A 24,469-nucleotide genomic window follows, 5' to 3' on the forward strand; every position below is an offset into this window, starting at 1 on the left:
TCACCTTATTTTACAGGTGGCTAGTGTTATGCGTTTAGATAAATTTATTTGTGATTGTACCGGCCTTACCCGAAGCCAGGCTGGCAAAGTTATCCGCCAGAAACTGGTAACGATTAACGGCGAAATTGTTAAACAGGCTGCGCGTCAGGTAAGCAGCGACGATAACGTTGTTTTTGATGGCAAGCCGCTGGCGATAATTGGCCTGCGCTACCTTATGCTGCATAAACCGGCGGGTTATTTATGCGCCAATGATGACCCGGATCACCCGATAGTATTCAGTTTATTGGATGAGCCCTTAGTTGAACGCCTGCACACGGTTGGCCGGCTTGATTTAGACACCACCGGTTTATTGTTGCTAACCGATGATGGTCAGTGGTCGCACCGGATCAGTTCACCCAAACATCATATTGCTAAAACCTACCGGGTATGGACTGCCGACCCTATCAGCGACGATGCCGCCAGCCAGTTTGCTGAGGGCGTAATGCTACGCGGCGAAAAAGACCCAACGTTACCGGCCGAGCTGGAAATTGTTGGCGAGTGCGAAGCCCTGCTGACCATTCATGAAGGCCGTTATCATCAGGTAAAGCGGATGTTTGCGGCAATTGGCAACAAAGTAGAGCAACTGCACCGGGAAAAAATCGGCGGCCTGCAACTGCCTGCCGATTTAGCCGAAGGCGGGTATCGTCCGCTGACCACTGCCGAACTGGCGTTACTTATAGGATAGTGGCATGCGGGCGCTACTGCTTTTTTGCGTTTTATTATTCAGCGCTGTTGTTGCAGCGCAGCCAGATAACTGGCGTGTGCACAAAACCAATGGCGCAACCAAAGTAGAGTATCGCCATAACGAGGCTCAACTACTTGAGATCAGGGCACAAACTGAAGTCAGGGCAACTGCTGCGGCTTTTTTGCGCTTGCTGGAAGACACGGCCAATATCGCAGCATGGGCGGCGAATACTGAGAAAGCTGAACTGCTGGCTCAGCCTGACGCCAATACTCATATAGTTCATACTTATTTCAGCGCCATCTGGCCGGTATCGAAGCGTGATATGGTAACCCAATCTGTCTGGTCGCAGGATGGCGACGGCGTATTGACCCTGCAGATCACTGATATGGGCGAGACTATCCCACCTGTTAAGGGCTATGTCCGGATGCAACAGGTAACAGGTGTGTGGACGTTAACTCCGTTGGCAGACGGTAAAACGCATTTGCAATATCAGGGCCAGGCCGACCCAGCTGGCAAACTACCGCGCTTTATTGGTGATAAAGTCGCGTTAAAATCATTATTGAGCACTTTTACCCAGTTGCGGCAAGTGTTGCCGGACTATCAGCTCTGAGCCAGTTGCACCTTTACTTTGCATCAGCCAGCGGGGAGTTGCTTGCTGGCTGGTAGCGAGAAGCCGCCAGAAATCATTAAAATGTAAATAATCCAGTAGCTAGTAGCTGATTAGTAGTATTGGTAATTAGATTTATCACTATTCACCAATACCAGCCAAGGCCTAAGCTAAATTCTGTTGCAGTGTTATCCTTGGCTACTGCGATACGAAAATCCAAATCTTTAGCAAGGGCATAACGACTATTAACTTTTGCTAATAAGTCTGTGCGGCCATCATGATAAAACCGCTGCTCAAACTCTAGCCTCGAAGACAGGTGCTGCGTTACGTACCAGGTTGCAATTAGCTTGGTGGCTAAATAGCTATGCATGCTGTCAAGCGTTTCGCCCAAATAACCTGCTCCGATAAAACCAGTAACATTAAGCTCTGATGCTGCTTCAAAGCCATAACCAAATCCTGCATTAACTTTAATTGCCTCGCAGGTAACACAGCCTGTTTGGCGTTGAGCTGCACCAACGTCAAGGTACCATGAGTAATTACGATCGCCAGGAAGACCTGTCAGGTTTGATCTGATGCTTTCTATCTTTAACAGTGATAAATCTTTTAGAAATAACCTACTATCGGAAAAACCAAGCATCACCTCGCCCATGCTGAGAGCGGAAAATCTGACATGTCCTTCTGTAGCATCAAGTGCATCATAGTAGGCAGGACGAAGTTGAATTTGACCATAAGACTCGAGACCAGAGTTATGGACAATTTGCACTGAGGTATAACTGGGCTTTCTGCCCAGGTGGGGTTGAGAAGCTGAATCAAAATTGACTACAGCTGGGCCTGGAGGCAGTTGATAACGTAATAAAACTGCCTGTTTGTAGTAGGTGTTGTTTACGTCACTGACACTAGCACTTTCTTTACGTAAGAACTGAAAATAATCAATCAGGGTATCGACTATTTCATGTTGTTCTGTAATTTCAAACGCTGCCAAATCAACCTCTGCAAGCTCCCCGGGTTTACTCACTATGCTATGCAGGGCCTCTTTTTGTTGTTTATTCAGAAATGAGAATCGTTGATACAACCTGCTTTGTCTGGAAGGGTGATACGTAATAGTTTTGACCAGCGGCTGTCCGTTGTATTCAACAGCTGATAGATTTTGCATTATCGATTGCGGCGTCATCCATAACCGCTTACTTTCAGCAAGTTTGGCCGTCAATACTAATTGCAGTAACTCAGCCATGTGGAAGGCACAGTTTCGGTTAAAGAAGTAATATCTGTAATCAGCATCAAGCAGCTCCCAGATATGTCCAATTACAAGGTTGATATCTTGTTGCTCTAAAGTCAGTTCGTATTCCCATAAATCACGCAGTTCAGATTCTCTGTAATTGCCCGCATGGTAAAAATACTTTTGTTGGGTAAATGATGCATCATATTGACCGATTATGCCTTTAATAACATAAAGTGCCATATTCTCATCTGACGGGACATCTGCACCAAAGTTAATGGCGGTATCTTGTAGATCACTGTGCTTTTTTTGAACATGTTCGGTATTAAGTTTAAGCAGCAGGTGACCATAGTATGATGCCGGATTTGCTAAAAACCCTGTGGCAAAAATCACACTAATTGAACTGACATTTTGCTGCTGATTGAACTGGTTGAATTCCGGGCATTTTAGCTCTTCAATGCCAAAGTTATTAATAGCGATCTGTTGTCTTAACCATTGATATCGAGCAGGAAATTTACACTGGGCATGTGTGTCTGGATTACTAGGATCAACGGGTGCAGCGAAGGCGGAAAGTGTCGCTAGTAATTCTGCCAGAGGATCCGTAGCGCCATGTTCTGAGAAAAAGAAATTGTCTGATTGAATGTAACTTTTACCGTTATCGCCATAAACCAGCAATTTTTGCCAGGTAGATGATAACGCAATGCTTTGTAGTTCAGGCGACACGGCTCTGTTGCTCGCCTGAGCAAAAGGAATAAGCAGCAAAAAGCTGCAAAGAATAAGCGATAGATTCATTGGGAGACTCAAGCCAGAATAGGAAGCGAGCTTCCTATTCTGATGCAACATTAAACAGAAGTTACAGCACTGATCACAGTGGTGTAATAATGCTGGGATTTTTCGAGCTTGTCAGCAGCAAGGTATGAATCATCAGCAATATGCAGACTCATTTCAGTGCGCAGGCTGCCAATGACTTTGGCATGTTGCTCAGGAGTTACTTCAAGGATATTCATTAATGCTGATAAATGTTCACCTTCTCCACGGGCCGTTTCTTCGATCAGGCTGTCGTATGAATTTAAGATAAACGCTGCAGCGTCAACATTTTTTCCTGAGCAGGTTTCAGGGCTGGCAGTAGCAGAAGTTACCGCAGTGGTGCCGATATCCCAGATAATATTTGAAGTTACTGCCAAAACTTTATGTTCTGGAAATAAAGCTGCACCAATACCACAATCCGAAAATGGATTAGGGCCTGAACCTGGAGCTTTATCCGCGTAAGCAGATGCACATAAAGCCAGAGACATAGTAAGTGCTGCGATAGCGCTATATTTCATTTCAATTCCTTTGGTTTATTATTATATAAATTAAACACCTCGCCTAATCGAGGCGCGTAGTTTATACAGTTTCCGAATTCGTAAATCCAGCCTTTTAAAAAAATATTTTTTGTGTAAACAGACGAGTATTTTGACGGTTAAATGGAGTCAAATCAGTGAGCACCAACATATTTAAGCTTTTTTACGTTAACGTTTTGCACTATGCTCAGCAGGTGCTCAATCAGCATATTATTGTGAAGGGATTACTATGAACTTTATCGCTTTTTTAATCATCGGCGCACTCGCTGGCTGGATAGCCGGCAATATTATGAAAGGTAAAGGCTTTGGCTTGTTAGGCAATATTGTTGTTGGCATTGTCGGTGCCTTTTTAGGCGGTTTTTTATTCACGTTGCTTGGGTTGTCGGCAGGTGGTTTTATTGGCTCACTGGTTATGGCGACGGTGGGTGCGGTAGTGCTGATTTATCTGGTTGGTTTAATTAAAAGAAGTTAATTCAGAATAAATCCAAAGATTCCCCTTGCTCTGGCAAGTCCTGTTCTTTTTTCACTTTGGCATTCAGCCTGGCCCGGCGTTGCACCAGCAGTTTAAGAATATGGCTGCGCTCTGCCGCGGGTTTCTGGTGCCAGTTAAAGCGTTCGTCGCGCGAGCGCAGACAGCCCAGGCAATAGCCCCGGTTGTTACTCTCACAGACCCCTATGCAGGGGTTAGGTATGTCGAATAGCTCTAGCTGATCCACAAGGCTACCGCGCAGGCTGATGAATAAGCTAAGTGTACGTTGTGGCAGGCTCTCGGTGCAAATAACTGGGACTGCATATTAATAATCAAGCGTAAACCAGTTTGCCCTAAGACAACCGTTGAAGCCCTGGACGGGCGGAAACGAGCCTACAGGGATGTATTCACGGCGTGTTGTCGTGGGCAAACTGGTTTAAAGCCTACACAGCCGCAACTGATTATTTTTTAATAGATCACAAAAATTGGTTGACTTCAGACTGATAGACGGCTATTTGTAGTAGGCAATTGCTCTGTAAAACAGAGCTAAAATATAAAAACGAATTCAACCAAGTAAATAAGTAAGAATCAAATTATGCGTTTAGCTGCTGTTCTGAACATTATTGTCCTCGTGGTCGTGGTGATTATTAATCTCCGCGGGGGCGGTGTTTTGGAAAAATAAAGTAGCTTAAGGCGAAATCCAACAAAACCCCCGCTCCGCAAGGACCGGGGGTTTTGTCGTTTCAGGGCATGTGAAAATTAATTAGCAGCAAGAGGTTTAGGATGAATGGCGCAGAGTTGGTATTAAAGGTGTTGCAGCAGCAGGGGGTGGATACCATTTTTGGTTATCCCGGCGGCGCTATTATGCCCATTTACGATGCGATCTACCAAAGCCCGGTCAAGCATTACCTGTGCCGGCATGAACAGGGCGGCGCGTTTTCGGCGATTGGTTATGCCCGCAGCTCCGGCAAGGTGGGGGTGTGCCTGGCAACATCCGGCCCGGGAGCCACTAATTTAATTACCTCGCTGGCCGATGCTATGCTGGATTCTGTGCCGCTGGTAGCCATTACCGGCCAGGTGTCGCAGGCGGTGATGGGCACCGATGCCTTTCAGGAAATCGATGTGCTGGGTTTAAGTTTAAGTGTTACCAAACACAGCTTTATGGTGCGCAGCGCCGATGAACTGGCCGCGACCTTAAACCAAGCTTTTGCAATTGCCCGCTCTGGCCGGCCTGGCCCGGTGCTGGTTGATATCCCGAAAGATGTGCAATTGGCCGTGGCGGGCAAGCTGGACGTTGCAGCAGAGCCACAAAGCCGCGCTCTGAATACTTCACTGGCGCAAAGCGCCCAGGCCCGTCAGTTAATTGCTAATGCCAAAAAACCGATGGCCTATATTGGCGGTGGGGTGCATATGGCCGGCGCTATGCCACAGCTGCAGGATTTTTTAGCCCAGTGCCAGATGCCCTCTGTTACCACCTTAAAGGGTATGGGTTCGGTGGCCAAAGATAACCCTAATTACTTAGGCATGCTGGGTATGCACGGTACCCAGGCTGCCAATCTTGCGGTGCAGCAGTGCGATTTATTAATTTGTTTAGGCGCCCGCTTTGATGACCGGGTAACCGGCAATCTGAAAAAGTTTGCGCCTAACGCTAAGGTGATTCATGTCGATATCGACCCGGCTGAAATTAATAAAGTGCGCTTTGCCGAGGTCTCGTTTTTAGGTGATATGCGGCAAATTTTGCCAGCCATCGCCAGCACTACTGACTGCAGCGACTGGCTAGCCCATTGCAGCAGCTTAAAACAGCAACACGGCTGGCGTTATGACCATCCGGGCGAGCGGATTTATGCGCCACTGATGTTAAAGCAGTTAAGCGAGCGGATGCCCGATAACAGTGTGGTGTGCTGCGACGTCGGCCAGCACCAGATGTGGGTAGCGCAGCATATGCGCTTCAGCCATCCGCGCAACCATTTATCCAGCGGCGGGCTGGGCACCATGGGCTTTGGCTTGCCGGCGGCGATAGGCGCCAAACTGGCCCGGCCGCAGGACACGGTCATCGCGGTGTCAGGCGATGGCTCTTTTATGATGAACGTGCAGGAGCTGGGCACTATAAAGCGTTTCCGACTGCCGGTAAAAATCGTCATTATCGATAATCAACGGCTGGGCATGGTGAAGCAGTGGCAGCAGCTGTTTTTTAACGAGCGCTACAGTGAAACTGATTTATCCGACAACCCGGATTTTGTGGCGTTGGCAGCCGCCTTTGCCATCCCTGGCCACAGTGTTACCCGCAAAGACGAAGTAGAAAGTGCACTGGAGGCCATGTTTACCTGGCCCGGCCCTTATTTACTGCATGTAAGAATTGATGAAAAAGATAACGTCTGGCCATTAGTACCGCCGGGTGCCGCTAATGAAGATATGATCATGGAGACTAACTGATGAACCATACCCTGAATATCACTGCCAATAATGAAGCCAGCGTAGTTGAACGTTTATTGCAGGTAACCCGCTATCGTGGCTATCAGCTGGCCGGGCTGGAGCTTACCCCAATGGCAGAGAAAGCAGGACTGTCGATCACCTTAACGGTCAGCAGTGACAAACCTATCCATTTACTGACCAGTCAGTTGCATAAATTGTATGACGTACGTGATTTACAGCTGGCTAGTGCTGATATTGCCGCGCTGCGCGCATAAGCATTTACAGTTAGCGGCGCTGGTTAGCTATGCTGATTAACTATTTTGATTGAAAACCTATTTTTGAATAACGGAGTACCACAATGCCAAAGTTAAGATCCGCCACTGTTACCGAAGGTCGTAATATGGCCGGCGCCCGCGCGCTGTGGCGAGCCACAGGAGTTAAAGATACCGATTTTGGAAAACCCATTATTGCGGTCGTGAACTCGTTTTGTGAGTTTGTGCCAGGCCACGTTCATCTGCGTGATTTGGGCAAGCTGGTGGCAAAAAGTATTGAAGAAGCCGGCGGTATCGCCAAAGAATTCAATACCATAGCGGTAGATGATGGGATCGCCATGGGTCATGGTGGCATGCTGTACAGCCTGCCGTCACGCGAGCTGATTGCCGACTCGGTAGAATATATGATCAACGCGCACTGCGCTGATGCGATGGTCTGTATTTCCAACTGCGACAAAATTACCCCGGGCATGTTAATGGCAGCGATGCGCTTAAATGTGCCGGCGATTTTTATTTCCGGTGGGCCAATGGAAGCAGGTAAAACCAAACTGTCGGATCAAATTATCAAGCTGGATTTAGTCGATGCCATGGTGTCGGCAGCCGATCCTAATGTTTCTGACAGCGACAGTGAGCAAATAGAACGCAGTGCCTGCCCGACTTGTGGCAGTTGCTCGGGGATGTTTACCGCCAATTCGATGAACTGTTTAGTGGAAGCTTTAGGGTTAGGCCAGCCTGGCAACGGCTCTTTGCTGGCCACCCATGCTGATCGCAAAGAGTTGTTTGTGCAGGCTGGTTTCAGGATTATGGAGCTGTGTAATCGTTGGTACAAGGAAGACGATGCCAGTGCCTTACCGCGAAGTATCGGCAATAAAACCGCCTTTGAAAACGCTATGATGCTGGATATTGCGATGGGCGGTTCCACCAATACGGTGCTGCATTTACTGGCCGCTGCTATTGAAGCTGAAGTCGATTTTACTATGGCCGACATTGACCGCTTATCGCGGATTGTGCCGCATTTATGCAAAGTGGCGCCGTCAACTCAGAAATACCATATGGAAGATGTGCATCGCGCCGGCGGCGTTATCGGTATTTTAGCCGAGCTGAATCGCGCGGGTTTGTTAAATCCTGATACGCCGCATGTTGCCGGTAGTTCACTGGGCGCGGTGTTGGAAAAATGGGATTTGAAAGCTAACCCCTCCGCTGAGGTGCAACAATTTTATGCAGCCGGCCCGGCTGGTATTCGCACCACCCAGGCGTTTTCGCAAAGCTGCCGTTACCCTGGCGTCGACGATGACCGGGTAGAAGGCTGTATTCGCAGTAAAGAGCATGCCTATTCGCAAGACGGCGGCTTAGCAGTGCTGTTTGGTAACCTGGCACCGCAGGGCTGTATTGTGAAAACCGCCGGGGTAGAGCCGGAAAATCTGGTATTTACCGGCCGCGCCCGGGTATTTGAAAGCCAGGATGATGCAGTAGATGCGATATTAAAAGGCAAGGTAGTGGCTGGCGATGCGGTGATTATTCGCTATGAGGGCCCGAAAGGCGGCCCGGGTATGCAGGAAATGCTGTACCCGACCAGTTACTTGAAATCGATGGGCTTAGGTAAAGCCTGCGCCTTGATCACCGACGGCCGCTTTTCAGGCGGTACTTCGGGCTTATCGATAGGCCATGTATCACCGGAAGCGGCCAGTGGCGGTGCTATTGCGCTGGTGCAGGAAGGCGACAAAATAGAAATTGATATTCCGCAGCGTAAAATTGGCATAGCCATCAGTGATGAAGAGCTGGCAAAACGCCATGCCGAAATGGATACCAAAGGTAAGCTGGGCTGGAAGCCGGAGAACCGGCAACGGGTGGTCAGTACTGCATTAAAAGCCTATGCCTTACTTGCCAGTAGCGCAGATAAAGGTGCGGTAAGAGATTTAAGTAAACTGGAAGATTAAAACCTGAGCTGCAGGCTACGACAGGTAACAACAAGCGGGGACGTTGTAAATACGTCCATGTAAACTCCTCTCCAGCATCCTTGCTGGAGACGCCCCGCTTAGCTGTTACCTGTCTTCGCTTGAAACTTAACAGTGTCGGCTGGCACAGGCAAAAAAATATAGCAGTGGAGCAACAATGAACAACCTGGCAACAGTCCAACCAGAGCAGACAGATAGCGATGTAATGCAGCAGTATCTGCGTGAAATTCTGCTGTCGCCGGTTTATCAGGCCGCGGTAGAAACGCCTTTGGATGCGATGCCAAAATTAAGCCAACGGCTGGGCCACAATGTGTTGCTAAAGCGAGAAGACAAACAGCCGGTTTACTCATTTAAACTACGTGGTGCATTTCATAAGCTGCACAAAGTAAAACTGCAAAGCCCTGATGCCAGCGTGGTCTGTGCTTCGGCCGGCAACCACGCCCAGGGCGTGGCGCTATCGGCCAGTAAGCTGCAACTAAAAGCTACCATCGTTATGCCCATCACCACCCCGGAAATAAAAATTGCCGCCGTAAGGGCTCTGGGTGGCAATGTGTTATTGCACGGCACTGCCTTTGATGAAGCCAACAGCTATGCCATTAAACTGGCAAATACCGAAGGCGCGATTTATATCCCGCCGTTTGATGATAGCGATGTGATCGCCGGCCAGGGCACAATCGGCAAAGAACTGCTAAGCCAGCATAACCAGTTAAATGCGGTGTTTATTCCGGTCGGTGGCGGCGGCATTCTGGCTGGGATGGCGGTGTATATCAAAGCCATTCAGCCCAATGTGCGGGTAATAGGGGTAGAGCCGGAAGATGCCGCCTGCTTAAAAGCGGCCATGAACGCAGGAACGCCGGTGACTTTAGAACGGGTGGGGTTGTTTGCTGATGGCGTGGCAGTGAAACGGATTGGCACTGAGAATTTTAACCTGGCGAAACGCTTTTGCGATGAAGTAGTAACGGTAACCAGCGATGAAATTTGCGCCGCCATAAAAGATATTTTTGACGACTTGCGGGCAGTAGCCGAACCTGCCGGTGCGCTGGCGCTGGCTGGTTTAAAAAAATACAGCCAGCAGCTGCAAAACAGCACCTTAAGCAAACCACAGCAGTTTGCGGCAGTATTAAGCGGTGCCAATTTAAACTTTGATACGCTGCGCTATGTATCAGAGCGTTGTGAGTTGGGCGAGAAAAAAGAAGCGGTATTTGCGGTAACTATCCCGGAAGAAAAGGGCAGTTTCCGCCGCTTTTGCCAAACCCTGGGAGGCCGCGCCATTACTGAATTTAATTATCGTTATGCCAGCGATAACAAAGCTCATATTTTTGTTGGTATTAAACTGCGTCACGGCCAGCAGGAGCTGGACACGGTAACCAAGCTACTAAGCGAGGCTGGTTATGACTATCAGGATTTGTCCGATGACGAACTGGCCAAGCTGCATGTGCGGCATATGGTCGGCGGCATGCCACCACGCCAGTTAACCGAGCAGGTGTATCAGTTTAATTTTCCGGAATACCCGGGTGCGTTAATGAATTTTCTCAATACCCTCGGCGAACACTGGAATATTACCTTGTTTCACTACCGCAACCACGGTGCCGCCACCGGCGATGTACTGGCCGGCTTTGAAGTGGCGCAGCACAGTGATATCGCCGGCCATTTAGATAAACTGGGTTATCAGTATCAACAAGTCAGCAATAATCGCAGTTATCAGACGTTTTTAACGGCGGGTTGATAAATGACTTTACCAACCCGTGCTATATGCGCCAGTAAATCTTTGTTTTCGATGTCTTGCATCCGGCTGATATCGAAGCTGTAAGGCAGTAACAAATCATCCAGCGCTGTCAGTAGCTGCAACAGATTTTGGTGGCTAAACTGCTGGCCAACAATAACCATATCAATATCGGAACCGGGGCGAAAAGTACCAAGAGCCCGTGATCCATACAATAAGGCTTGTTCAATGGTTGAAAACGATGCCAGACACTGCTTAATTTGTTGCAATGCCTTCTGACTGAGCCCGTAAACGTCAGCCGGCATTGTGCTGTTCATTTAACACCTGATGTAGTTCGATAAAGGCAGGATAGTATCGCTTCAATACATCATCGGCCACCGCATTTGCCGTATCCTGATTATAAGTATGGGAGGTTAATGCCCGGCTTTTAATCATATTCATCCACAGCTCACCATCGCTGATTAAACCACGGCTAAAGGCCAACCTGATAGCATCGCGCGAACCCTGAATATCGGTTTCACCCTGAAACTGATAAAAATCTTTAATGCAGTTCCACGCCAATTCGTAATTGTACTCAAAAGCCTGAATTAAACCCTGTTGCTCCAGCTTAGTAAGCGGCCGCTGCTGTGTCAGCGTGATAGCCTCACTCAGTTCAGCCAGTGCTTTAGTGAAGTTTGCCAGCCGTTGTTGCCAGCGAATATCGGTATTCATGCAGTATCCTGATGATGGTGCTGGGCTTATTGTAGAGTGGAAGCGCAGCAACAACAACCGCTGGTATTTTTTGCGGCATGAAGTTAAACTTTGCGCGTTTTTTAAACAGGAGAAGACAGATGAGTAAACCAGCGGCAACCGAGCATGGCCGCGGCGAAATCCGCGATAATGCGATTAAGGCCTTAGTCACCAGCAAGGTGTTTCAAACCAGGGTGGTAAAGGCGAAAAAAGGCAAAGGGTCCTACAACCGCAAAGGGCGTAATTCAAAAGATTACGCCCTTAGTGTTTCTGTTGTGCAACACTAATTTTTATCTTGATATAGTCTCTTCCTAATGATATCCACTAATGCCTCAGCCTCTTCATATCCTGCGCGTGAGTATTTTGCTATATCAGCCGCAAGCCTGTCGAGTGTCGATCCATCATCTAACAATTGCGCATGTAAGTGCTTAAGTGTTAAAGGATGAGCCATAGCTAGCACCTCATCAGCTAACTTCATCGTACAGGCTTTTATGTCGTCATAGCCCTGCGCTTCCATATAACCATCGTCATGCAGTGAGTGGACAACATGAGGGATCCTGGCATAGTGCCGGATCACATAATAGATATCAGTAGCATCTTTACCCTGGAGCTCCCGTCCCCGTTCAGTCCACGCAATGAGTTTGAGTAATAAAATACCGGCGGGTGAAGCGACCTTTACGCAAAGTTGGGGATTATCCGACAGGGTGACGTTCCACGCATTAGTATAGACCTCCGCAAATCCCAGTACAGTCATGGCAAAATCATGTTCAGGCGGCCATGTGATCTGACCGGTGCTGTCACTAACACTGCCAAAAGGGATAAGATCAATTTCCCAAGGCATGCCGTCACCGTCTTGAGTGTTAAGCTGATGAGTTTTGTGCGGGTGCACAGTAAAACCAGTCTGTATAAGAGCTTCCCGCAGCGCCTGATAATGCGCCCAACTTTCTACTTCTAGGCCGAAGTCTACATCCCGGGTACCGCGCTCAATAGCAGCGCCATATCCGTGCACAAGAATGATGTCCCTTGCAGTAGCCCCAACAATTAGCACAGGTATATCCAGCTTTACTGCGATGCAGTGTAATCGGTTATAGACTTCAACAATTCCGGCAGGCAGTTTGTTTGTCACATTAAGTGAGGTAGTCACGATATAACCTTTTTGCTGTTTCCAAATTACGCGGATCGTTGCTAATCAATAATTCAGCATAAACTAATAGTGGAGCGGTCATTCCGGGCTTTGTTCCCTTAATTTTTGATATGGCAACGGGTGGCTCTACCATGTTGATCGCATGCTCCTCGCTCTCACCTGCACGTAGTCGGCGCAACCTGAAGGTTTTTAACAAGGTTTTCTGAGTATGTTGCTCGGCGTAGATAAAGAGTGTTTTAGGCTGCAGGTAATGGGTATAAGCATCGGCTGCTACTTCGCCACCCCATAGTGCGCCGTATTGTGTTAAATCAGCTTTCCTGATGGCGGTTAAATCATCTGCAACATACAAAGTTTGCTTGAGTTTCGCTGCCAAATTATGAGGGTAGGCGTCAAGCCAGCGTGTTAGCAGTAAATCTGGTTCTGCTAAGGTTGTTCTGCCTTTATTTAAGATAAAGCTGTGTTGTTTAAGATCATCCAGCACCTGTTTAACGGTGCCCAGCGCAATCTCTGCTTCTTCTGCCATAACCCGCATCGGTTGAGTAACCAGCTCAGGCTTTAGCAGCAACATCATCACCAGTTTCATCCCTTTTGGCTGAAATGCTTTACCCGTTAATTGGCGGGTAAGTTGGCTTTGATGTTCTGGCAGAGGTTTCTGACCGCGTATGTCAATAAACAATGGCGGGCGACATAGGTAGGCATTTCCCGCAAGGTCGATAAAGTTGACCTGCTTTTCTCTGCAAAACCCGGCAAGGTTATCGTTGATGTAAGGTGCCACTATTAAGCTTTTACCATTCCCCAATACTTGGTCCTGAAACATGAGCTTAGCGAGTATCGGGCGGGTTAACCGGCTTTTTGTCTCTACTACCCATTCATATCTCTGCTCAGCACAGACAATAGTTAGCCAGCCATCAACCTCAGCTTTTCCCTGCCGTGTTATAACGTTCAGTTGGGTATTTTTGGCTAAAACCTCAGCTGCCTGAAGAAGTAAATTGTCCATGCGTTCATTTTTTCTCTATGTACATTAATAATGAACACTAGATTAAAGTGAACAAGTTGGCAAGTAATGTGTTCAATATTTTATATTGTTCATTCGTAATGAACGAAATCGTTTAATGAACAAATCACGCCCTTATTGCTTTTCACCTGTATCCGGCTAACAATTACTGAGTTAACGGAGATATTCCTATGCCAAGCCCGCTTAAAAAAGATGACGCGCATAAACTGATAGATCAACTCCCTGCTAATGCTACCTGGGACGACCTGATGGAGCAGATATACGTGCGTCAGGCGATAGAGAATGGTTTACGCGACAGCGAACAGGGTAAGCTACAAACTGTGCAGGAAATTCGCCAAAAATATGGTTTGGCTGAGTAAACGCGCTAAATGAAAGTACTCTGGTCTGCTAACGCTTTAGCCGAGCTTGATCAAGGCATAAAGGTAAAGATTCCTACAACCGAAAAGGGCGTAATTCAAAAGATTACGCCCTTAGTGTTTTAGTCGCTGCAAGCCAAAGGCTGAGCTGCTCCTTTTGCTGAGTGCCGATCAGTATATGTTTGCCATCTTGTAATAGTACTTCAAGACCCTGCTTGCCTGAAATGTTATAGCACCGACGATTTTTTGCGCCGCGAATACCCCAACCTCCGTAATCGCCTATCGGGTTGTAGCTGACAACCCGGATATCTTTGATTTCTTGCCATGCATGCTTGCGCCAGTTGTTAATAAATGGCACAAATCGAACAGCTAAGCCCTGCTTATCTAACTGTAATTGTAAACTTGAGCAGTGTAGTAAAGCGCATAAGCTCAACATTAGCAGGCAGCATAAAACCAATATACTGTTTGGTGCCGGGTTATGACCAAAAGGCTGTTGCAATATAATTTGTTGGAAGCAGACATAGAAAAAAAGCAGGGTTAGAGCCAGACAAAGCCAATAACTCCAGGTAAAGCGAAAACTTTGATGCTCTGTATACGTCCTTTCAAGCATTGCAGGTCCCTTCAAACATTAGCTCATCTATAGTTTAGTTTGTTACGTGTTTCCGTGCTCAATCAAGTATTAATGCCAATAGTGATAAATTGCAAGACCTGCTTAAGCGCTTGCTAACTAAGCGTGTTGACTATAAGTTGAGTTAGCCGCCCTGCCATGCTACATAACGGCTACCTTAACCAATATGTGTTTTTATCATGTGGACCATTGCTGTTGCTTCAGCTAACCCGGCCAAAATTAATGCTGTTAGTCAGTGTTTTCATACTAACTTTCCTGAGCAAACTTTAACTGTCATTGGCATTGCGGTGCCCTCCGGGGTGGCAGAGCAACCGCTAAGCAGTGCTGAAACCCTGCTCGGGGCGCAGAACCGCTTACAGGCACTGAAACAGCAAACCCAAGCTGATTATTATGTAGCGATAGAAGCGGGCCTGGATAACGATATGACCTTTGCCTGGATGCTGATTGAGCATAGCGGCAAGCTGGGCAAAGCCCGTTCGGCCAGCCTGATGTTGCCGCCAGCGGCGTTGCAGCTACTGGCTGAAGGCCAGCAGCTGGGCGATGCCATGGACCAGCTGTTCGGCACCACCAATATCAAGCAAGCGGGTGGTGCTATTGGTTTATTAACCCATAACCAGTTAAGCCGGGCCAGCGTGTATCAGCAAGCGCTGACTCTGGCGCTGATCCCGTTTTTAAACCCGGAGCGGTTTTGATGTGCCGCGGGAGCTGGATGGAAGTATGATGTTTAGCTGCTATCAGAGCTTGCCGCCGGTTGCGGGTTGCTTAATCTGCGTTTTTCCAGGTAAGCATATAGCTGCTCGGTAAAAAAGCCGTGCATTAAAAAACGCTGGCCTAAATTCCACTGCCCTACTAAATAATGCGGGTACTTGTTATAGGCCATTTCACGCAGACTGCTGTCACCGACTAAATCACCAATCCGGATAGCAATCGATTGATCGAGATTAAAACCGTTAATGGCATCACGGTATTGTTCGCGGGTCAGCAGCAAACAGAATAAACACATAAACAGGGCATGGGCGCTTTCAAAATCCAGCCACTGGGAGCGTTTTTCAGGTAGCTGAAACTCGTCCATTTTAATACTTTGCCAGTGCTGCCAGTTCAGTTCACTTGCTTTTAGTGGCTGCGCCGGATGGTGCCAGCTGCCCAGTTCGCCAAATAACCGGAACAGCTCCTGATCATGCTCAACAAAGCTGGCCTGCTGCATATCAGCAATGCATTTGGGATACAGTTGCACCGGTTGGTAATCACTGTTGGGGCTATTGGCGGCCAGAAAATTTAAAATATTAGATTCGGTAGCATAATGACGCAGGATCAGTAAGTTGGCCTCACGGCTGACAAAATGGCGGCAAAACCAGCAGATCAGTTTCTGTAAAGCGTTATGGGCGCTGAACTGCGGTAACGGTAGCCGTTTAAAAAACCAGATCAGGTGCAGCAAAATGGCGAAAATAAACTGTAGCAGTGGCCGTACGCCCCAGCGCAGCGGGTTCTGCAGGTCTTTTAACCATAAATTAAGCGCCGCTTGTTCGATCGGCAGCGAGTTATCGTTGGCAATGGCTTTAAGGTAGGCGCTGGGCTGCGTTTTTTTGCTAGTACTCATTATCCACCTCTTCCAGTTGCAGGCAATACAGCCTGGCGGTTACCCGGGCGGTGCGCACTATAGCATCAAGTTGGCTTGGGCTCTGGCACAGCCGGTCCAGTAACTGATACAGCTTTTGCAGATGGTCATCATCATTGGCACCGTGGTAGCGCATAAAACGGCTGTAGCTGCCATCACCACCGGTGGTTTTGTCTATTTGCGCCGCCCAGTCACTGGCCATTTTCTGGCCTAACCCCTCAATAATCCACATCGCGCCAACTAAATCCACCGGGTTGCTCTGGCTGGCCCGGTACATTAAAAAGCCGTGCAGTGCTTCAGTACCAATATTACGTGCTGCATGTTGAATATCGGCCAGGCTGCCACCGGCGGCAACATAGTCTTGTTCCAGCATTTCGTAGTCGCGGTGCTCTTCCCGGGCGTGGCCGATAATGACCGAGCGCACGTCGCTGTAGTCACGGTCGAAACTCGAGGCGCAGCGGCTGATCCAGCGTGAGCCTTCTATCACCTGCTGGCGCCAGTTCAGCAGTAACTGAATAATCCGCCTTACTGAACTGGCCCCGCTCTAACCGCTGCAGCAAAGGCACCCGGCCAAGCTGGCGCTCAAATTCAAACCAAACTCGCATCAGCGCCTGTAAACACTGCTGGCCCTGCGGGCTTAATACTTGTTCTGTCATTCAGGCCTCCACTACAGTCAGTTGCATATAGGCATTATTAAAGCGGCCACTTTCTGGCACCATGCATAAAATGGTGTCACCGTTTTGATAGTGTTGGCTGCGCCGGAATTCGTCCAGCATAATAAAAATTGAGGCACAGCCGGTATTGCCGCGGCTATACAGATTGCTGTACCACTTGTGTTCGGCGATCCCCACGCCGGCGCGCTGCATCATGTCGAAAATTTTGCCGCGAAAATAATGCGACGAATAATGACAGAGTACATGGTCGACTTTGGCAGGCTGCACCCGGCCTTCGCTGATTAACCGCAAATAGCCATCAACCCCCAGTTTAACGATGTTTTCCAGTAGCCGCACATCCTGGCGAATAAGCAGGGCACCGGCGGCTTCAGCTTCGGCATAGGTGGCATAATCCTGCCAGCTGCGGTTTTGCGGGTTGTCGCCCGGGTAGCCGACGCTCATGCACACCGGGTAGGCGTCGGTATGAGAAAAGCTGCGCAGCCAGTCAATCCGGAAACAGCGGCCGCGCGGCTGGGCTTCCAGCAGCAGTGCACCGGCGCCGTCAGATAACATCCAGCGCAAAAATTCCGCATTAAAATCAAGCGCACTGCCGGCAGCCTCATAGCGACTGGCTTTAAACAGGCGCGAGGTTAGCTCGCTGGCCACCACCAACGCATTGGGTTGCTCGCCGGCTAACAGATTAGTAAAGGCGGCTTTTAACGCCATCATGCTGCTGGAGCAAATACCGTGGCTGCTGTGCAGTTCAATATCGCTCAGGCCAAGCTCAGCCTGCAGCATGGAACCAAAGCCTGGAAGCACAATATCGCCCTGGCTGGTGGCGGCGCTTAGCATTTTAATCTGCCGCTTACCCAGAAAGCTGTCTTTTAAACAGTGTTCGGCGGCCCCCGCTGCCATGCCAGCATTGGAAATAGTGGTGTTGTGGTTAGCATCGATAGCGTAATGGCGGGTATGAATACCATTCGACTGTAAAATGCGCCGTTTTAAACGGCTGGGTTTGCCGTGTACTAAGCCTAACAATGGCTCCATTTCAGCATTGCTGATCGGTGGCCCCGGTAAAAAGTGGCCACTGCTGGTAATAAACACGCTCATAATTTTACCTGCGGGTGTTTTAAGGCGGTAAATAAACAGCGCAGGTTTTCTTCCAGGTAAGGCAGCACGCAAACCACCGCCATAAAGCTCAGGTAATACGGTAAATAGGTATCGCCGCCATGAGCATACGGCATGCGCTGCAGATAGAACTCGCCCTGCCAGTTCAAGCTAATCAGCTTAATAAATACCGGGTAGTTAATCACGATAATCAACAGCAGCATATACAAAGGTAAGGTGGCCAGATAATTATGGGCATGCATTTCCCACACGCTGATATGGCGTTTCGGTGCAGCATAGTGCACGTCATAGTGAGCCACAGCCTCATGCGCCAGCCAGGCAACAATGCAAATCAGCATAATCAGTACATTCACCTGAAACAGCAGGCAGAGCAAAATCGGCACTGCCATCTGAATACCCATTAACGAGTGAATAAGTGATTCACGCAAACCTGAAGTGTACTCAATCCGGGTAGCGCGGTGGCAGCACCAGTCAACAAAGCCAGCGATTCCCCACAATGGTAAAAACACATACAACATAAGCTGAATTAATAGCTGACTGGTTTGCAACACCGCACTCCTGTTGCTCTGGTAATACTGCCGGTTACTATATCTTAAGGTTACCAGTTTGTAGATTTTTTTATGGCGCCTTTATTTTTCCGCCTGCCAGCGGGCCAGAAAATACAATGCAGTCCCCAGCAACACAAATAAGGCAGTGGCCAGTACAGACGATAAACTTACCTGCAGTGCCAGCCAGCCACAGGCGGCCAGGCCCAGCAATGGTATGCTGTAGCCAAGTGGTAGCACAAAGCTGTCATTACTGGCCAGTTTTGGGCGCAGCACCGGTACCGCAGCGCAGGTAAGAGCGTACAGCAGAATGCGCGATACTACGGTTGCGGCCGCCAGCCATAAAAATGAGCCATATAAGGTTAGCAGCAGTGCTAATGCACCAAAAAACACAATGGAATTAGCCGGCGTTAAAAAGCGGCGGTGTACCTTGCCAAACCAGGCGGGCAGGCTGCCATCATCGGCCAGCGCGAAGCTGGCGCGGGGGGTAGAGAATATCGCGCCGAGTAAGTTAGCCGCCACCGATGCCACCACGCCGAGCATCAGTATTATGGCGCCCACCGGGCCAAATAAACTGGCGGCGACATCTAATAGCGGGCTGCTGGAATTAGCAATATCAGGCACCGCGGCTACACTGACCAGCTGAATACCAATATACAGTAGGGTAACCAGCAACAGCCCCAGGATCAGCGCCCGCGGCATATCCCGTGCCGGGTTTTTAGCTTCACCGGCCGGCACGATGACCGACTCAAAGCCAACAAAGGCATAAATCAGCAATAAGGTGGCGGCGCCAATATCGTATGGGCTGCTAAACACATTTGCCGGATTAAAGGCTGGCAGTACCTGACCACCCAAATAAGCCATTCCGCATATCACCAGCAGCAATAACACGGCAAATTTGATAAAGGTTAACAGAGCCAACGAGCGCATGGCGCGCACCGAGCCAACAACATTAATGAAGGTAAGGCTGACAATAATGGCGGTCAGCAGCATGCTGCGATTGATACCGGCGGTTGCTGCCGGCCAGAAATAGCCGATACTGTCGACCAGCAACACGGTATTGGCGGCAAAAGAGACTAAGCGGGCAATGTAATACAGCCAACCGGCCTGGAAGCCAATAAAGGGCCCAAAAGCGGCCGTGCCGTAGCGTACCGGCCCACCGCTGCCTCTGAAATAGCTGGCCAGTTCGGCCATACACAGCAGAATAGGTAAGATCAGCAGCGCACAAAATAAGTAGATCAGCGGGCTGTATTCGCCGGCTAATTTTGTCGCGCCACCCGGCAGGCCAAAAATACCGGCGCCAATTAAGCCGTTCACTACCAGCAGCCACAGGCCGAACAAACCCAGATGGCGGGGCAACGTGCCGGCAGGCTCAGCCATTTTCACTTCAGACATAAAGGGTTATCCGTGGTTAGCAACACGACACTATAAAGTGAAACCGCGCGTTATGCACCCTGTCCGCGGTAACGCACGGACGATGCTGGTTTTTGCCGTGAGATTGATACGGGGCCGGCGGGTCTGATGCCAGCGAAAAATATCAGCGTAATGTGAGATCTAACATGTGTATCATTCAGAAAATAAGGCCAGCAAGCGCTGGCCTTATTTAGTCACCTTATTACCGTTATTATAAATATTTCTCTAAAAACGCAAGATAGGCTTGTTGCGCTGTTATCCGGTTAGCCTTTTTCAGAAAACCATGGCCTTCATCATCAAACAATACATATTCAACCGGTACATTGTTGGCGCGAATGGCTGCAACCATTTCATCGCTTTCTACCTGCAGTACCCGTGGATCGTTCGCACCCTGCACCACCAATACCGGTTTTTTCACTTTATCGCCATGAAATACCGGTGAGATCCGGCGTAGGCGTTCGCCATCCACTGCCGGGTCACCCAGCTCTGCATACAGTGACTCACGGAAGGCTTCCCACCATGGTGGAATACTTTCCAGAGTACGAACCCAGTTGGTAACCCCGAAAATATTAATGCCTGCTTCAAACTCATCAGTAAAGGCCATTGCGGCCATGGTCAGATAGCCGCCGTAACTGCCGCCAATCACACCAATCCGCTCGCTTGCCACCCAGTCGAGGGTTTGCAGATATTTTTTGCCGTAAACAATGTCCTGTAAATCATCTTCGCCGTGGCGCAAATCATCCAGATGATAAAAGGTTTTGCCATACCCCGAGGAGCCACGGTTGTTCACCGATAACACTGCATAACCATGATTGACCAGATGTTGGATCATCGGGCTGTAACCGGTTCGTGATTGACCGCCCGGGCCACCGTGGATCCAGATTAATGCCGGTACTTTGGCGTTGGGGTTAGCCTGATGAGGCTTGTACAGTAATGCCGGAATGGTCAAATCGTCAAAGCTGTTAAAGCGAACAACCTCACTTTGCACCAGGTGTTGCTCCTCAATGCTGCTATCCAACGCCTGGGTAAGGCGTTTCACTTGTGGGCTGCCCAGTTGCCAGACATACAGGTTTGACGGGCTATTGTCGGCATTTAAGTAAAAGCTCAGGTATTTACTGTCATCTGAAAAAGTGACACCGCGCAAATCACCCGCTGGCAACTCGGGTAATTGCAGGGCTTTGCCGCTTTGCAGGTCGGTAATAGTTATCACGGTTGACGCATCAGCGTTAACGCCCTGCACCCGGTACTGTTTATCTTCACTGAAGTAAATAAAACTGATATCCCAATCTGCTTTGCTGTAGGGCGAAGTTGCCCCGCTTTGCAGGTTATAGCTGTAGGCCGCAACAAATTCGCTGTCACCATTCGCGCCGAATAACAGCGACTGACTGTCGGGGGTAAAACCGTAAATCTGGTGCGAAATATTGCCCTGATGCTCCGTAATTAAAAGCGGGCTGGGCGTGTCACTGGCCAGGTCAACCAGAAATAAATTATTGTCGGCGTTATTCCGCTCTTTGGTCAGTGCCAGATAGCGGCCATCTTTACTGACTGCGCTGATCCCATAACCATCATTGTTGCTGAAAACAAGTTGGCGCTTGTAGTCCTCACTGTGGTAATGGTACAGGTCAAAAAAGCGCGGGTCACGCTCGTTGCTGGCAATATAAAAGCTGCCATCGTTATGCCAGCCGGCAAAGTAAGCTTTAAGTTTGTCACCGGGGGTCAGGTCGCGCACCGTACCATCGACTTCCCGCAGGTAAACATGGTTTAGTTCATTCCCTCCCTGATCAGCGGTATACAATAGCCGGTCGTCATTTGGGAACCAGCTGACCGGAAAGGCCGGATCTGTGGTTGACTGGGTTAACGGTTGCCAGTTGCTGCCGTCGATGCTGACCCGATACAGGTTAAACACCCCGCTTTCATCAGAGGCAACCAGCATGGCGCTGGCATCCTGGTTAATATCATTACCAAAATAGGTTTTGGTTGCAAAAAACTGTTCTGCGCTGTATTGCGGTATCTTAACCGGGCTGCTGAGGGCTGTGCTGTTTTTATCAGGCGCAGCAACGGGTTTCGCCGTATTGTCGCAAGCCGTTAGCAGCACACTGCTTAACAGTGCCGCTATAGTAAGAGTGAGGCGAGATAACATAAGTTTTCCTTTTTATGAGTCTAAAAACTTTTTTACATACCAGCAGCTGGCATAAATCGTTAAGTTCTGGCTTCTGGCCCAGGCCAGACCATGGCATACCAGTTTTTCAGCCAGGCCTTTACCGCGCAGCTCCGGTGGCACAAAGGTATTGGTAAAATTAATGGTGTTGCCGGCAAGCTGATAGTCCAGCTGCGCCTGCTCGCCGTCTCCGGCCAGCACAAACCGCTGCTGCCAGGCCTGATGAATAATTTCGTCAGCCGTCATGTTGCTTATTCCTCAAGCCAGGGGGTTTGCGGCAGCAGGTTTAAATGGCTGACGTAGCGCGTTAAATTAAAACTTTGCTGATGCTCTATCACATCTACCATTTCCGGCGCCAGCGCACAGGCGATCAGAGCGATAGCGTCCTCATAGCTGTTGCCTGTCATCCGCAGCCGCATCAGGGTAGCCTTTACTTCGGTGGGGTAGTTATCCGCCAGTTGGTTTTCAACCACTTCAAACAACATGGCCTGGTCGAGCTGCTCATCCTGCATGGTGCTACCTTTTGTTGTTGGTCAGCGCAGTAAAACTGTTGCTGCATCATTAATTTGCTTAGGCTAAGCTAGCCACCAACAAATAACAATATGCAGTGTAGACTATGCAAGCTCAGCAACAAGGGTGGCGAGGCCGTTTGCAGGCGTTAGGCCCGGGTATTTTAATGGCGACAGCCGCTATTGGTGGATCGCATCTGGTGGCCTCTACCCAGGCTGGTGCGTTATTTGGCTGGCAGCTTATCTGGCTGATTCTGCTGGTGAATATCCTGAAATACCCATTCTTCCGGTTTGGTGTACAGTATACCCTCGAGCACAATGAGAGTTTGCTGCAGGGCTATCAGCGTAAGGGTAAGGCGTACTTTTACAGTTTTATTGGTTTAAATATTATTGCCGCTGTGGTTAACACTGCCGGGGTGTTATTGCTGACAGCCAGTCTGCTGCATTATGCCCTGCCGTGGCCGGTGGCGGTGCCACTGTTATGCGCCCTGATCCTGGTGGTCTGTCTGGCTATTTTGCTGCTGGGCCATTACCGGGCGTTGGATAAGGTTGCCAAGCTGATCATGTTACTGCTGACGGTAACTACCCTGGCAGCTGCTATTATCGCTGCCAGTAATGGCGCTAATGCCCCGGCCGACTTTGTTGGCCCGTCACCCTGGCAACTGGTTACCCTGGGTTTTTTGGTAGCGTTAATGGGCTGGATGCCAGCCCCGATTGAAATTTCAGCCATCAGCTCGCTATGGCTGAAAGCCAAGTTGCGCCAGCAGGCGATCAGCCGGCAACAAGGCTTATTTGACTTTAATCTTGGCTACTGGTTAACAGCGGCGTTGGCGCTGGTGTTTGTTAGTCTGGGTGCCCTGGTGCAGTATGGCTCGGAGCAGGAGATAGCGCTGGCCGGAGCGGCCTTTGCCCAGCAGCTGATTGGCATGTACGCCAGTACTATTGGCGACTGGGCCCGGCCGCTGGTGGCATTAATTGCCTTTTTATGTATGTTTGGCACCACTATTACCGTGCTGGATGGCTACGCCCGTACCTTAAATGAATCTTTTACCCTGCTTGGTTGGCAACAGCCAGGCAACCGACATAGCCTGAAAATTTGGCTGTTGGTTCAGGCAGCCAGTGGCATGGCGTTAATTTTATTCTTTAGTTCAGCCCTGGGCCCGTTACTTACTTTTGCCATGACTCTGGCGTTTTTAACTACGCCGGTATTCGCCTGGCTAAATTACAGCCTGATGGCTGGGGCGGGCAAAGGGGCTGACGGCCTGAACTGGCCGCTCAAATTACTAAGCTGGGCCGGCCTGGTGTATCTGACCGGCTTTGCTTTATTGTTTCTGGCCTGGTTTGGTGGTTTTCTATAACCTACTTAAAGTGCCAGAGTTTTCTCACCGCGGGCAATGCCCGAGACGCCACTGCGCACCACTTCCAGGATCGGCGTGCCGGTTAATGCCTGAATAAAGGCATCCAGTTTATCGCTGGTACCCACTAGCTGCACGGTGTAGGTGCTGGCGGTAACGTCGATAATCTGGCCGCGGAAAATATCGGCGCAGCGTTTAACTTCATCGCGCTGGGCGCCGCTGGCTTTTACTTTAACCAGCATCAGCTCGCGTTCCAGATGCGGCGCGTCGTTTAAGTCGGTTAGTTTTACCACTTCAATCAGTTTGTGCAGCTGCTTGGTTATTTGCTCAATCACCTGATCATTACCATGGGTTACCAGGGTTAGTCGCGACAAGGTGGCGTCTTCCGTGGGGGCCACGGTTAGCGAGTCAATGTTGTAACCACGCTGGGCAAACAAGCCTACCAGCCGCGCCAGGGCGCCTGATTCGTTTTCCAGCAGCACAGAAATTATATGTCGCAT

General features: G+C 49.3%; 29 protein-coding genes. 11 read left to right on the plus strand and 18 right to left on the minus strand.

Translation table 11 applies throughout. The features are described from left to right. The first annotated feature begins 28 nt into the window (after positions 1-28). On the plus strand, positions 29-724 hold the full coding sequence (gene rsuA, locus H141_RS0115760; RefSeq protein ID WP_019677251.1) for a 16S rRNA pseudouridine(516) synthase RsuA: 696 nt from the start codon (positions 29-31) through the stop codon (positions 722-724). 4 nt (positions 725-728) lie between these two features. Beyond that, entirely contained in the window at positions 729-1,334 is a 606-nt protein-coding gene (locus tag H141_RS0115765) for an START domain-containing protein (RefSeq protein ID WP_019677252.1), read from the plus strand. A gap of 142 nt (positions 1,335-1,476) precedes the next feature. On the opposite strand, the gene H141_RS0115770 is transcribed toward H141_RS0115765, so the two are convergent. Together H141_RS0115770 and H141_RS0115775 are read right to left on the minus strand one after the other, a co-directional pair. Beyond that, positions 1,477-3,339 (minus strand): Lnb N-terminal periplasmic domain-containing protein, encoded by a 1,863-nt coding sequence (locus tag H141_RS0115770; RefSeq protein ID WP_019677253.1) that lies wholly within the window; start codon positions 3,337-3,339, stop codon positions 1,477-1,479. A gap of 50 nt (positions 3,340-3,389) precedes the next feature. Further along, entirely contained in the window at positions 3,390-3,872 is a 483-nt protein-coding gene (locus H141_RS0115775) for a DUF3015 family protein (RefSeq protein WP_019677254.1), read from the minus strand. A gap of 247 nt (positions 3,873-4,119) precedes the next feature. Between H141_RS0115775 and H141_RS0115780 the strand changes: the two genes are divergently transcribed. Then, a complete protein-coding gene (locus tag H141_RS0115780; protein WP_019677255.1) occupies positions 4,120-4,362 on the plus strand; it encodes a GlsB/YeaQ/YmgE family stress response membrane protein in 243 nt (80 codons plus the stop codon). Position 4,363: 1 nt separating this feature from the next. Here the strand turns inward: H141_RS0115780 and H141_RS0115785 are convergent, their stop codons facing one another. After that, positions 4,364-4,606, minus strand: a complete 243-nt coding sequence (locus H141_RS0115785; protein WP_019677256.1) for a DUF1289 domain-containing protein — start codon at positions 4,604-4,606, stop codon at positions 4,364-4,366. 536 nt (positions 4,607-5,142) lie between these two features. On the opposite strand from H141_RS0115785, the gene ilvG reads away from it, so the two are divergent. The 4 genes from ilvG to ilvA all read left to right on the plus strand — a co-directional run bounded on the left by ilvG (position 5,143) and on the right by ilvA (position 10,724). Continuing rightward, positions 5,143-6,792: an acetolactate synthase 2 catalytic subunit gene (gene ilvG / locus H141_RS0115790; protein ID WP_019677257.1), complete on the plus strand. Its 1,650-nt coding sequence runs from the start codon at positions 5,143-5,145 to the stop codon at positions 6,790-6,792. Next, positions 6,792-7,046, plus strand: coding sequence for an acetolactate synthase 2 small subunit (ilvM, locus tag H141_RS0115795; RefSeq protein ID WP_019677258.1), 255 nt, complete (start codon positions 6,792-6,794; stop codon positions 7,044-7,046). Before ilvG ends, ilvM begins: the two co-directional genes overlap by 1 nt. A gap of 83 nt (positions 7,047-7,129) precedes the next feature. After that, a complete protein-coding gene (gene ilvD / locus H141_RS0115800) occupies positions 7,130-8,980 on the plus strand; it encodes a dihydroxy-acid dehydratase (RefSeq protein WP_019677259.1) in 1,851 nt (616 codons plus the stop codon). 175 nt (positions 8,981-9,155) lie between these two features. Then, positions 9,156-10,724: a threonine ammonia-lyase, biosynthetic gene (gene ilvA / locus H141_RS0115805; RefSeq protein ID WP_019677260.1), complete on the plus strand. Its 1,569-nt coding sequence runs from the start codon at positions 9,156-9,158 to the stop codon at positions 10,722-10,724. Here the strand turns inward: ilvA and H141_RS0115810 are convergent. Further along, positions 10,700-11,038, minus strand: coding sequence for a nucleotidyltransferase domain-containing protein (locus H141_RS0115810; RefSeq protein WP_019677261.1), 339 nt, complete (start codon positions 11,036-11,038; stop codon positions 10,700-10,702). The genes ilvA and H141_RS0115810 overlap by 25 nt on opposite strands. Next, positions 11,016-11,432, minus strand: coding sequence for a nucleotidyltransferase substrate binding protein (locus tag H141_RS0115815; RefSeq protein ID WP_019677262.1), 417 nt, complete (start codon positions 11,430-11,432; stop codon positions 11,016-11,018). Before H141_RS0115815 ends, H141_RS0115810 begins: the two co-directional genes overlap by 23 nt. Positions 11,433-11,551: 119 nt before the next feature. On the opposite strand from H141_RS0115815, the gene H141_RS0115825 reads away from it, so the two are divergent. Continuing rightward, entirely contained in the window at positions 11,552-11,737 is a 186-nt protein-coding gene (locus H141_RS0115825; RefSeq protein ID WP_019677264.1) for an alternative ribosome-rescue factor A, read from the plus strand. Here H141_RS0115825 and H141_RS21005 read toward each other — a convergent pair. Further along, positions 11,734-12,594, minus strand: a complete 861-nt coding sequence (locus H141_RS21005) for a nucleotidyl transferase AbiEii/AbiGii toxin family protein (protein WP_169337184.1) — start codon at positions 12,592-12,594, stop codon at positions 11,734-11,736. The genes H141_RS0115825 and H141_RS21005 overlap by 4 nt on opposite strands. Next, positions 12,578-13,591 (minus strand): type IV toxin-antitoxin system AbiEi family antitoxin, encoded by a 1,014-nt coding sequence (locus tag H141_RS0115835; protein WP_019677266.1) that lies wholly within the window; start codon positions 13,589-13,591, stop codon positions 12,578-12,580. Before H141_RS0115835 ends, H141_RS21005 begins: the two co-directional genes overlap by 17 nt. A gap of 188 nt (positions 13,592-13,779) precedes the next feature. Here H141_RS0115835 and H141_RS0115840 point away from each other — a divergent pair, with 188 nt between their 5' ends. Beyond that, positions 13,780-13,968, plus strand: coding sequence for a hypothetical protein (locus H141_RS0115840; RefSeq protein WP_019677267.1), 189 nt, complete (start codon positions 13,780-13,782; stop codon positions 13,966-13,968). Positions 13,969-14,071: 103 nt separating this feature from the next. On the opposite strand, the gene H141_RS0115845 is transcribed toward H141_RS0115840, so the two are convergent. After that, positions 14,072-14,590 carry a hypothetical protein gene (locus tag H141_RS0115845; protein WP_205620409.1) on the minus strand — a complete coding sequence of 173 codons (519 nt, stop codon included), beginning with the start codon at positions 14,588-14,590 and terminating at the stop codon, positions 14,072-14,074. Between the two features lie 182 nt (positions 14,591-14,772). On the opposite strand from H141_RS0115845, the gene yjjX reads away from it, so the two are divergent. Continuing rightward, positions 14,773-15,285, plus strand: coding sequence for an inosine/xanthosine triphosphatase (yjjX, locus tag H141_RS0115850; RefSeq protein WP_019677269.1), 513 nt, complete (start codon positions 14,773-14,775; stop codon positions 15,283-15,285). A gap of 32 nt (positions 15,286-15,317) precedes the next feature. On the opposite strand, the gene H141_RS0115855 is transcribed toward yjjX, so the two are convergent. The 9 genes from H141_RS0115855 to H141_RS0115890 form a co-directional block, all read right to left on the minus strand. Further along, a complete protein-coding gene (locus H141_RS0115855) occupies positions 15,318-16,190 on the minus strand; it encodes a DUF6999 family protein (protein ID WP_019677270.1) in 873 nt (290 codons plus the stop codon). Continuing rightward, positions 16,180-16,695, minus strand: coding sequence for an iron-containing redox enzyme family protein (locus H141_RS20805; RefSeq protein ID WP_205620410.1), 516 nt, complete (start codon positions 16,693-16,695; stop codon positions 16,180-16,182). Before H141_RS20805 ends, H141_RS0115855 begins: the two co-directional genes overlap by 11 nt. After that, positions 16,643-16,864, minus strand: coding sequence for a hypothetical protein (locus tag H141_RS21795; protein ID WP_205620411.1), 222 nt, complete (start codon positions 16,862-16,864; stop codon positions 16,643-16,645). The genes H141_RS20805 and H141_RS21795 overlap by 53 nt, the downstream gene beginning before the upstream one ends. Then, a complete protein-coding gene (locus H141_RS0115865) occupies positions 16,865-17,971 on the minus strand; it encodes a beta-ketoacyl-ACP synthase III (protein WP_019677271.1) in 1,107 nt (368 codons plus the stop codon). After that, the gene (locus tag H141_RS0115870; protein ID WP_019677272.1) at positions 17,968-18,540 is read right to left on the minus strand and encodes a hypothetical protein; all 573 of its coding nucleotides are present in this window, start codon (positions 18,538-18,540) and stop codon (positions 17,968-17,970) included. Before H141_RS0115870 ends, H141_RS0115865 begins: the two co-directional genes overlap by 4 nt. Before the next feature lie 78 nt (positions 18,541-18,618). Continuing rightward, entirely contained in the window at positions 18,619-19,929 is a 1,311-nt protein-coding gene (locus tag H141_RS0115875) for an APC family permease (protein ID WP_019677273.1), read from the minus strand. A 229-nt stretch (positions 19,930-20,158) separates the two neighbouring features. Continuing rightward, positions 20,159-22,087, minus strand: coding sequence for a S9 family peptidase (locus H141_RS0115880; protein ID WP_019677274.1), 1,929 nt, complete (start codon positions 22,085-22,087; stop codon positions 20,159-20,161). Between the two features lie 12 nt (positions 22,088-22,099). Further along, positions 22,100-22,351 (minus strand): GNAT family N-acetyltransferase, encoded by a 252-nt coding sequence (locus H141_RS0115885; RefSeq protein ID WP_019677275.1) that lies wholly within the window; start codon positions 22,349-22,351, stop codon positions 22,100-22,102. Positions 22,352-22,356: 5 nt separating this feature from the next. Then, complete coding sequence (locus H141_RS0115890; protein ID WP_019677276.1) at positions 22,357-22,617, minus strand: hypothetical protein; 261 nt, start codon at positions 22,615-22,617, stop codon at positions 22,357-22,359. A gap of 104 nt (positions 22,618-22,721) precedes the next feature. Between H141_RS0115890 and H141_RS0115895 the strand changes: the two genes are divergently transcribed. Next, positions 22,722-23,972, plus strand: coding sequence for an NRAMP family divalent metal transporter (locus H141_RS0115895; RefSeq protein ID WP_019677277.1), 1,251 nt, complete (start codon positions 22,722-22,724; stop codon positions 23,970-23,972). 5 nt (positions 23,973-23,977) lie between these two features. Here H141_RS0115895 and ilvN read toward each other — a convergent pair whose 3' ends face one another. Beyond that, positions 23,978-24,469 carry an acetolactate synthase small subunit gene (gene ilvN / locus H141_RS0115900; RefSeq protein ID WP_019677278.1) on the minus strand — a complete coding sequence of 164 codons (492 nt, stop codon included), beginning with the start codon at positions 24,467-24,469 and terminating at the stop codon, positions 23,978-23,980.

Source organism: Arsukibacterium perlucidum DSM 18276, from assembly GCF_000382165.1.
Lineage (GTDB): Bacteria > Pseudomonadota > Gammaproteobacteria > Enterobacterales > Alteromonadaceae > Alishewanella > Alishewanella perlucidum.

Bases quoted from the DNA above. Each gene is read 5' to 3' on its own strand.
- H141_RS0115840 (WP_019677267.1), top strand. From the start codon at position 13,780: ATGCCAAGCCCGCTTAAAAAAGATGACGCGCATAAACTGATAGATCAA.
- H141_RS0115885 (WP_019677275.1), bottom strand. From the start codon at position 22,351: ATGACGGCTGACGAAATTATTCATCAGGCCTGGCAGCAGCGGTTTGTG.
- H141_RS0115810 (WP_019677261.1), bottom strand. From the start codon at position 11,038: ATGAACAGCACAATGCCGGCTGACGTTTACGGGCTCAGTCAGAAGGCA.
- H141_RS0115895 (WP_019677277.1), top strand. From the start codon at position 22,722: ATGCAAGCTCAGCAACAAGGGTGGCGAGGCCGTTTGCAGGCGTTAGGC.
- H141_RS0115765 (WP_019677252.1), top strand. From the start codon at position 729: ATGCGGGCGCTACTGCTTTTTTGCGTTTTATTATTCAGCGCTGTTGTT.
- H141_RS0115875 (WP_019677273.1), bottom strand. From the start codon at position 19,929: ATGTCTGAAGTGAAAATGGCTGAGCCTGCCGGCACGTTGCCCCGCCAT.
- yjjX (WP_019677269.1), top strand. From the start codon at position 14,773: ATGTGGACCATTGCTGTTGCTTCAGCTAACCCGGCCAAAATTAATGCT.
- H141_RS0115775 (WP_019677254.1), bottom strand. From the start codon at position 3,872: ATGAAATATAGCGCTATCGCAGCACTTACTATGTCTCTGGCTTTATGT.
- H141_RS0115815 (WP_019677262.1), bottom strand. From the start codon at position 11,432: ATGAATACCGATATTCGCTGGCAACAACGGCTGGCAAACTTCACTAAA.
- H141_RS0115865 (WP_019677271.1), bottom strand. From the start codon at position 17,971: ATGAGCGTGTTTATTACCAGCAGTGGCCACTTTTTACCGGGGCCACCG.
- H141_RS0115780 (WP_019677255.1), top strand. From the start codon at position 4,120: ATGAACTTTATCGCTTTTTTAATCATCGGCGCACTCGCTGGCTGGATA.
- H141_RS21795 (WP_205620411.1), bottom strand. From the start codon at position 16,864: ATGACAGAACAAGTATTAAGCCCGCAGGGCCAGCAGTGTTTACAGGCG.
- ilvN (WP_019677278.1), bottom strand. From the start codon at position 24,469: ATGCGACATATAATTTCTGTGCTGCTGGAAAACGAATCAGGCGCCCTG.
- ilvA (WP_019677260.1), top strand. From the start codon at position 9,156: ATGAACAACCTGGCAACAGTCCAACCAGAGCAGACAGATAGCGATGTA.
- H141_RS0115835 (WP_019677266.1), bottom strand. From the start codon at position 13,591: ATGGACAATTTACTTCTTCAGGCAGCTGAGGTTTTAGCCAAAAATACC.
- H141_RS0115825 (WP_019677264.1), top strand. From the start codon at position 11,552: ATGAGTAAACCAGCGGCAACCGAGCATGGCCGCGGCGAAATCCGCGAT.
- ilvM (WP_019677258.1), top strand. From the start codon at position 6,792: ATGAACCATACCCTGAATATCACTGCCAATAATGAAGCCAGCGTAGTT.
- ilvG (WP_019677257.1), top strand. From the start codon at position 5,143: ATGAATGGCGCAGAGTTGGTATTAAAGGTGTTGCAGCAGCAGGGGGTG.
- H141_RS0115890 (WP_019677276.1), bottom strand. From the start codon at position 22,617: ATGCAGGATGAGCAGCTCGACCAGGCCATGTTGTTTGAAGTGGTTGAA.
- H141_RS0115880 (WP_019677274.1), bottom strand. From the start codon at position 22,087: ATGTTATCTCGCCTCACTCTTACTATAGCGGCACTGTTAAGCAGTGTG.
- rsuA (WP_019677251.1), top strand. From the start codon at position 29: ATGCGTTTAGATAAATTTATTTGTGATTGTACCGGCCTTACCCGAAGC.
- ilvD (WP_019677259.1), top strand. From the start codon at position 7,130: ATGCCAAAGTTAAGATCCGCCACTGTTACCGAAGGTCGTAATATGGCC.
- H141_RS0115855 (WP_019677270.1), bottom strand. From the start codon at position 16,190: ATGAGTACTAGCAAAAAAACGCAGCCCAGCGCCTACCTTAAAGCCATT.
- H141_RS0115770 (WP_019677253.1), bottom strand. From the start codon at position 3,339: ATGAATCTATCGCTTATTCTTTGCAGCTTTTTGCTGCTTATTCCTTTT.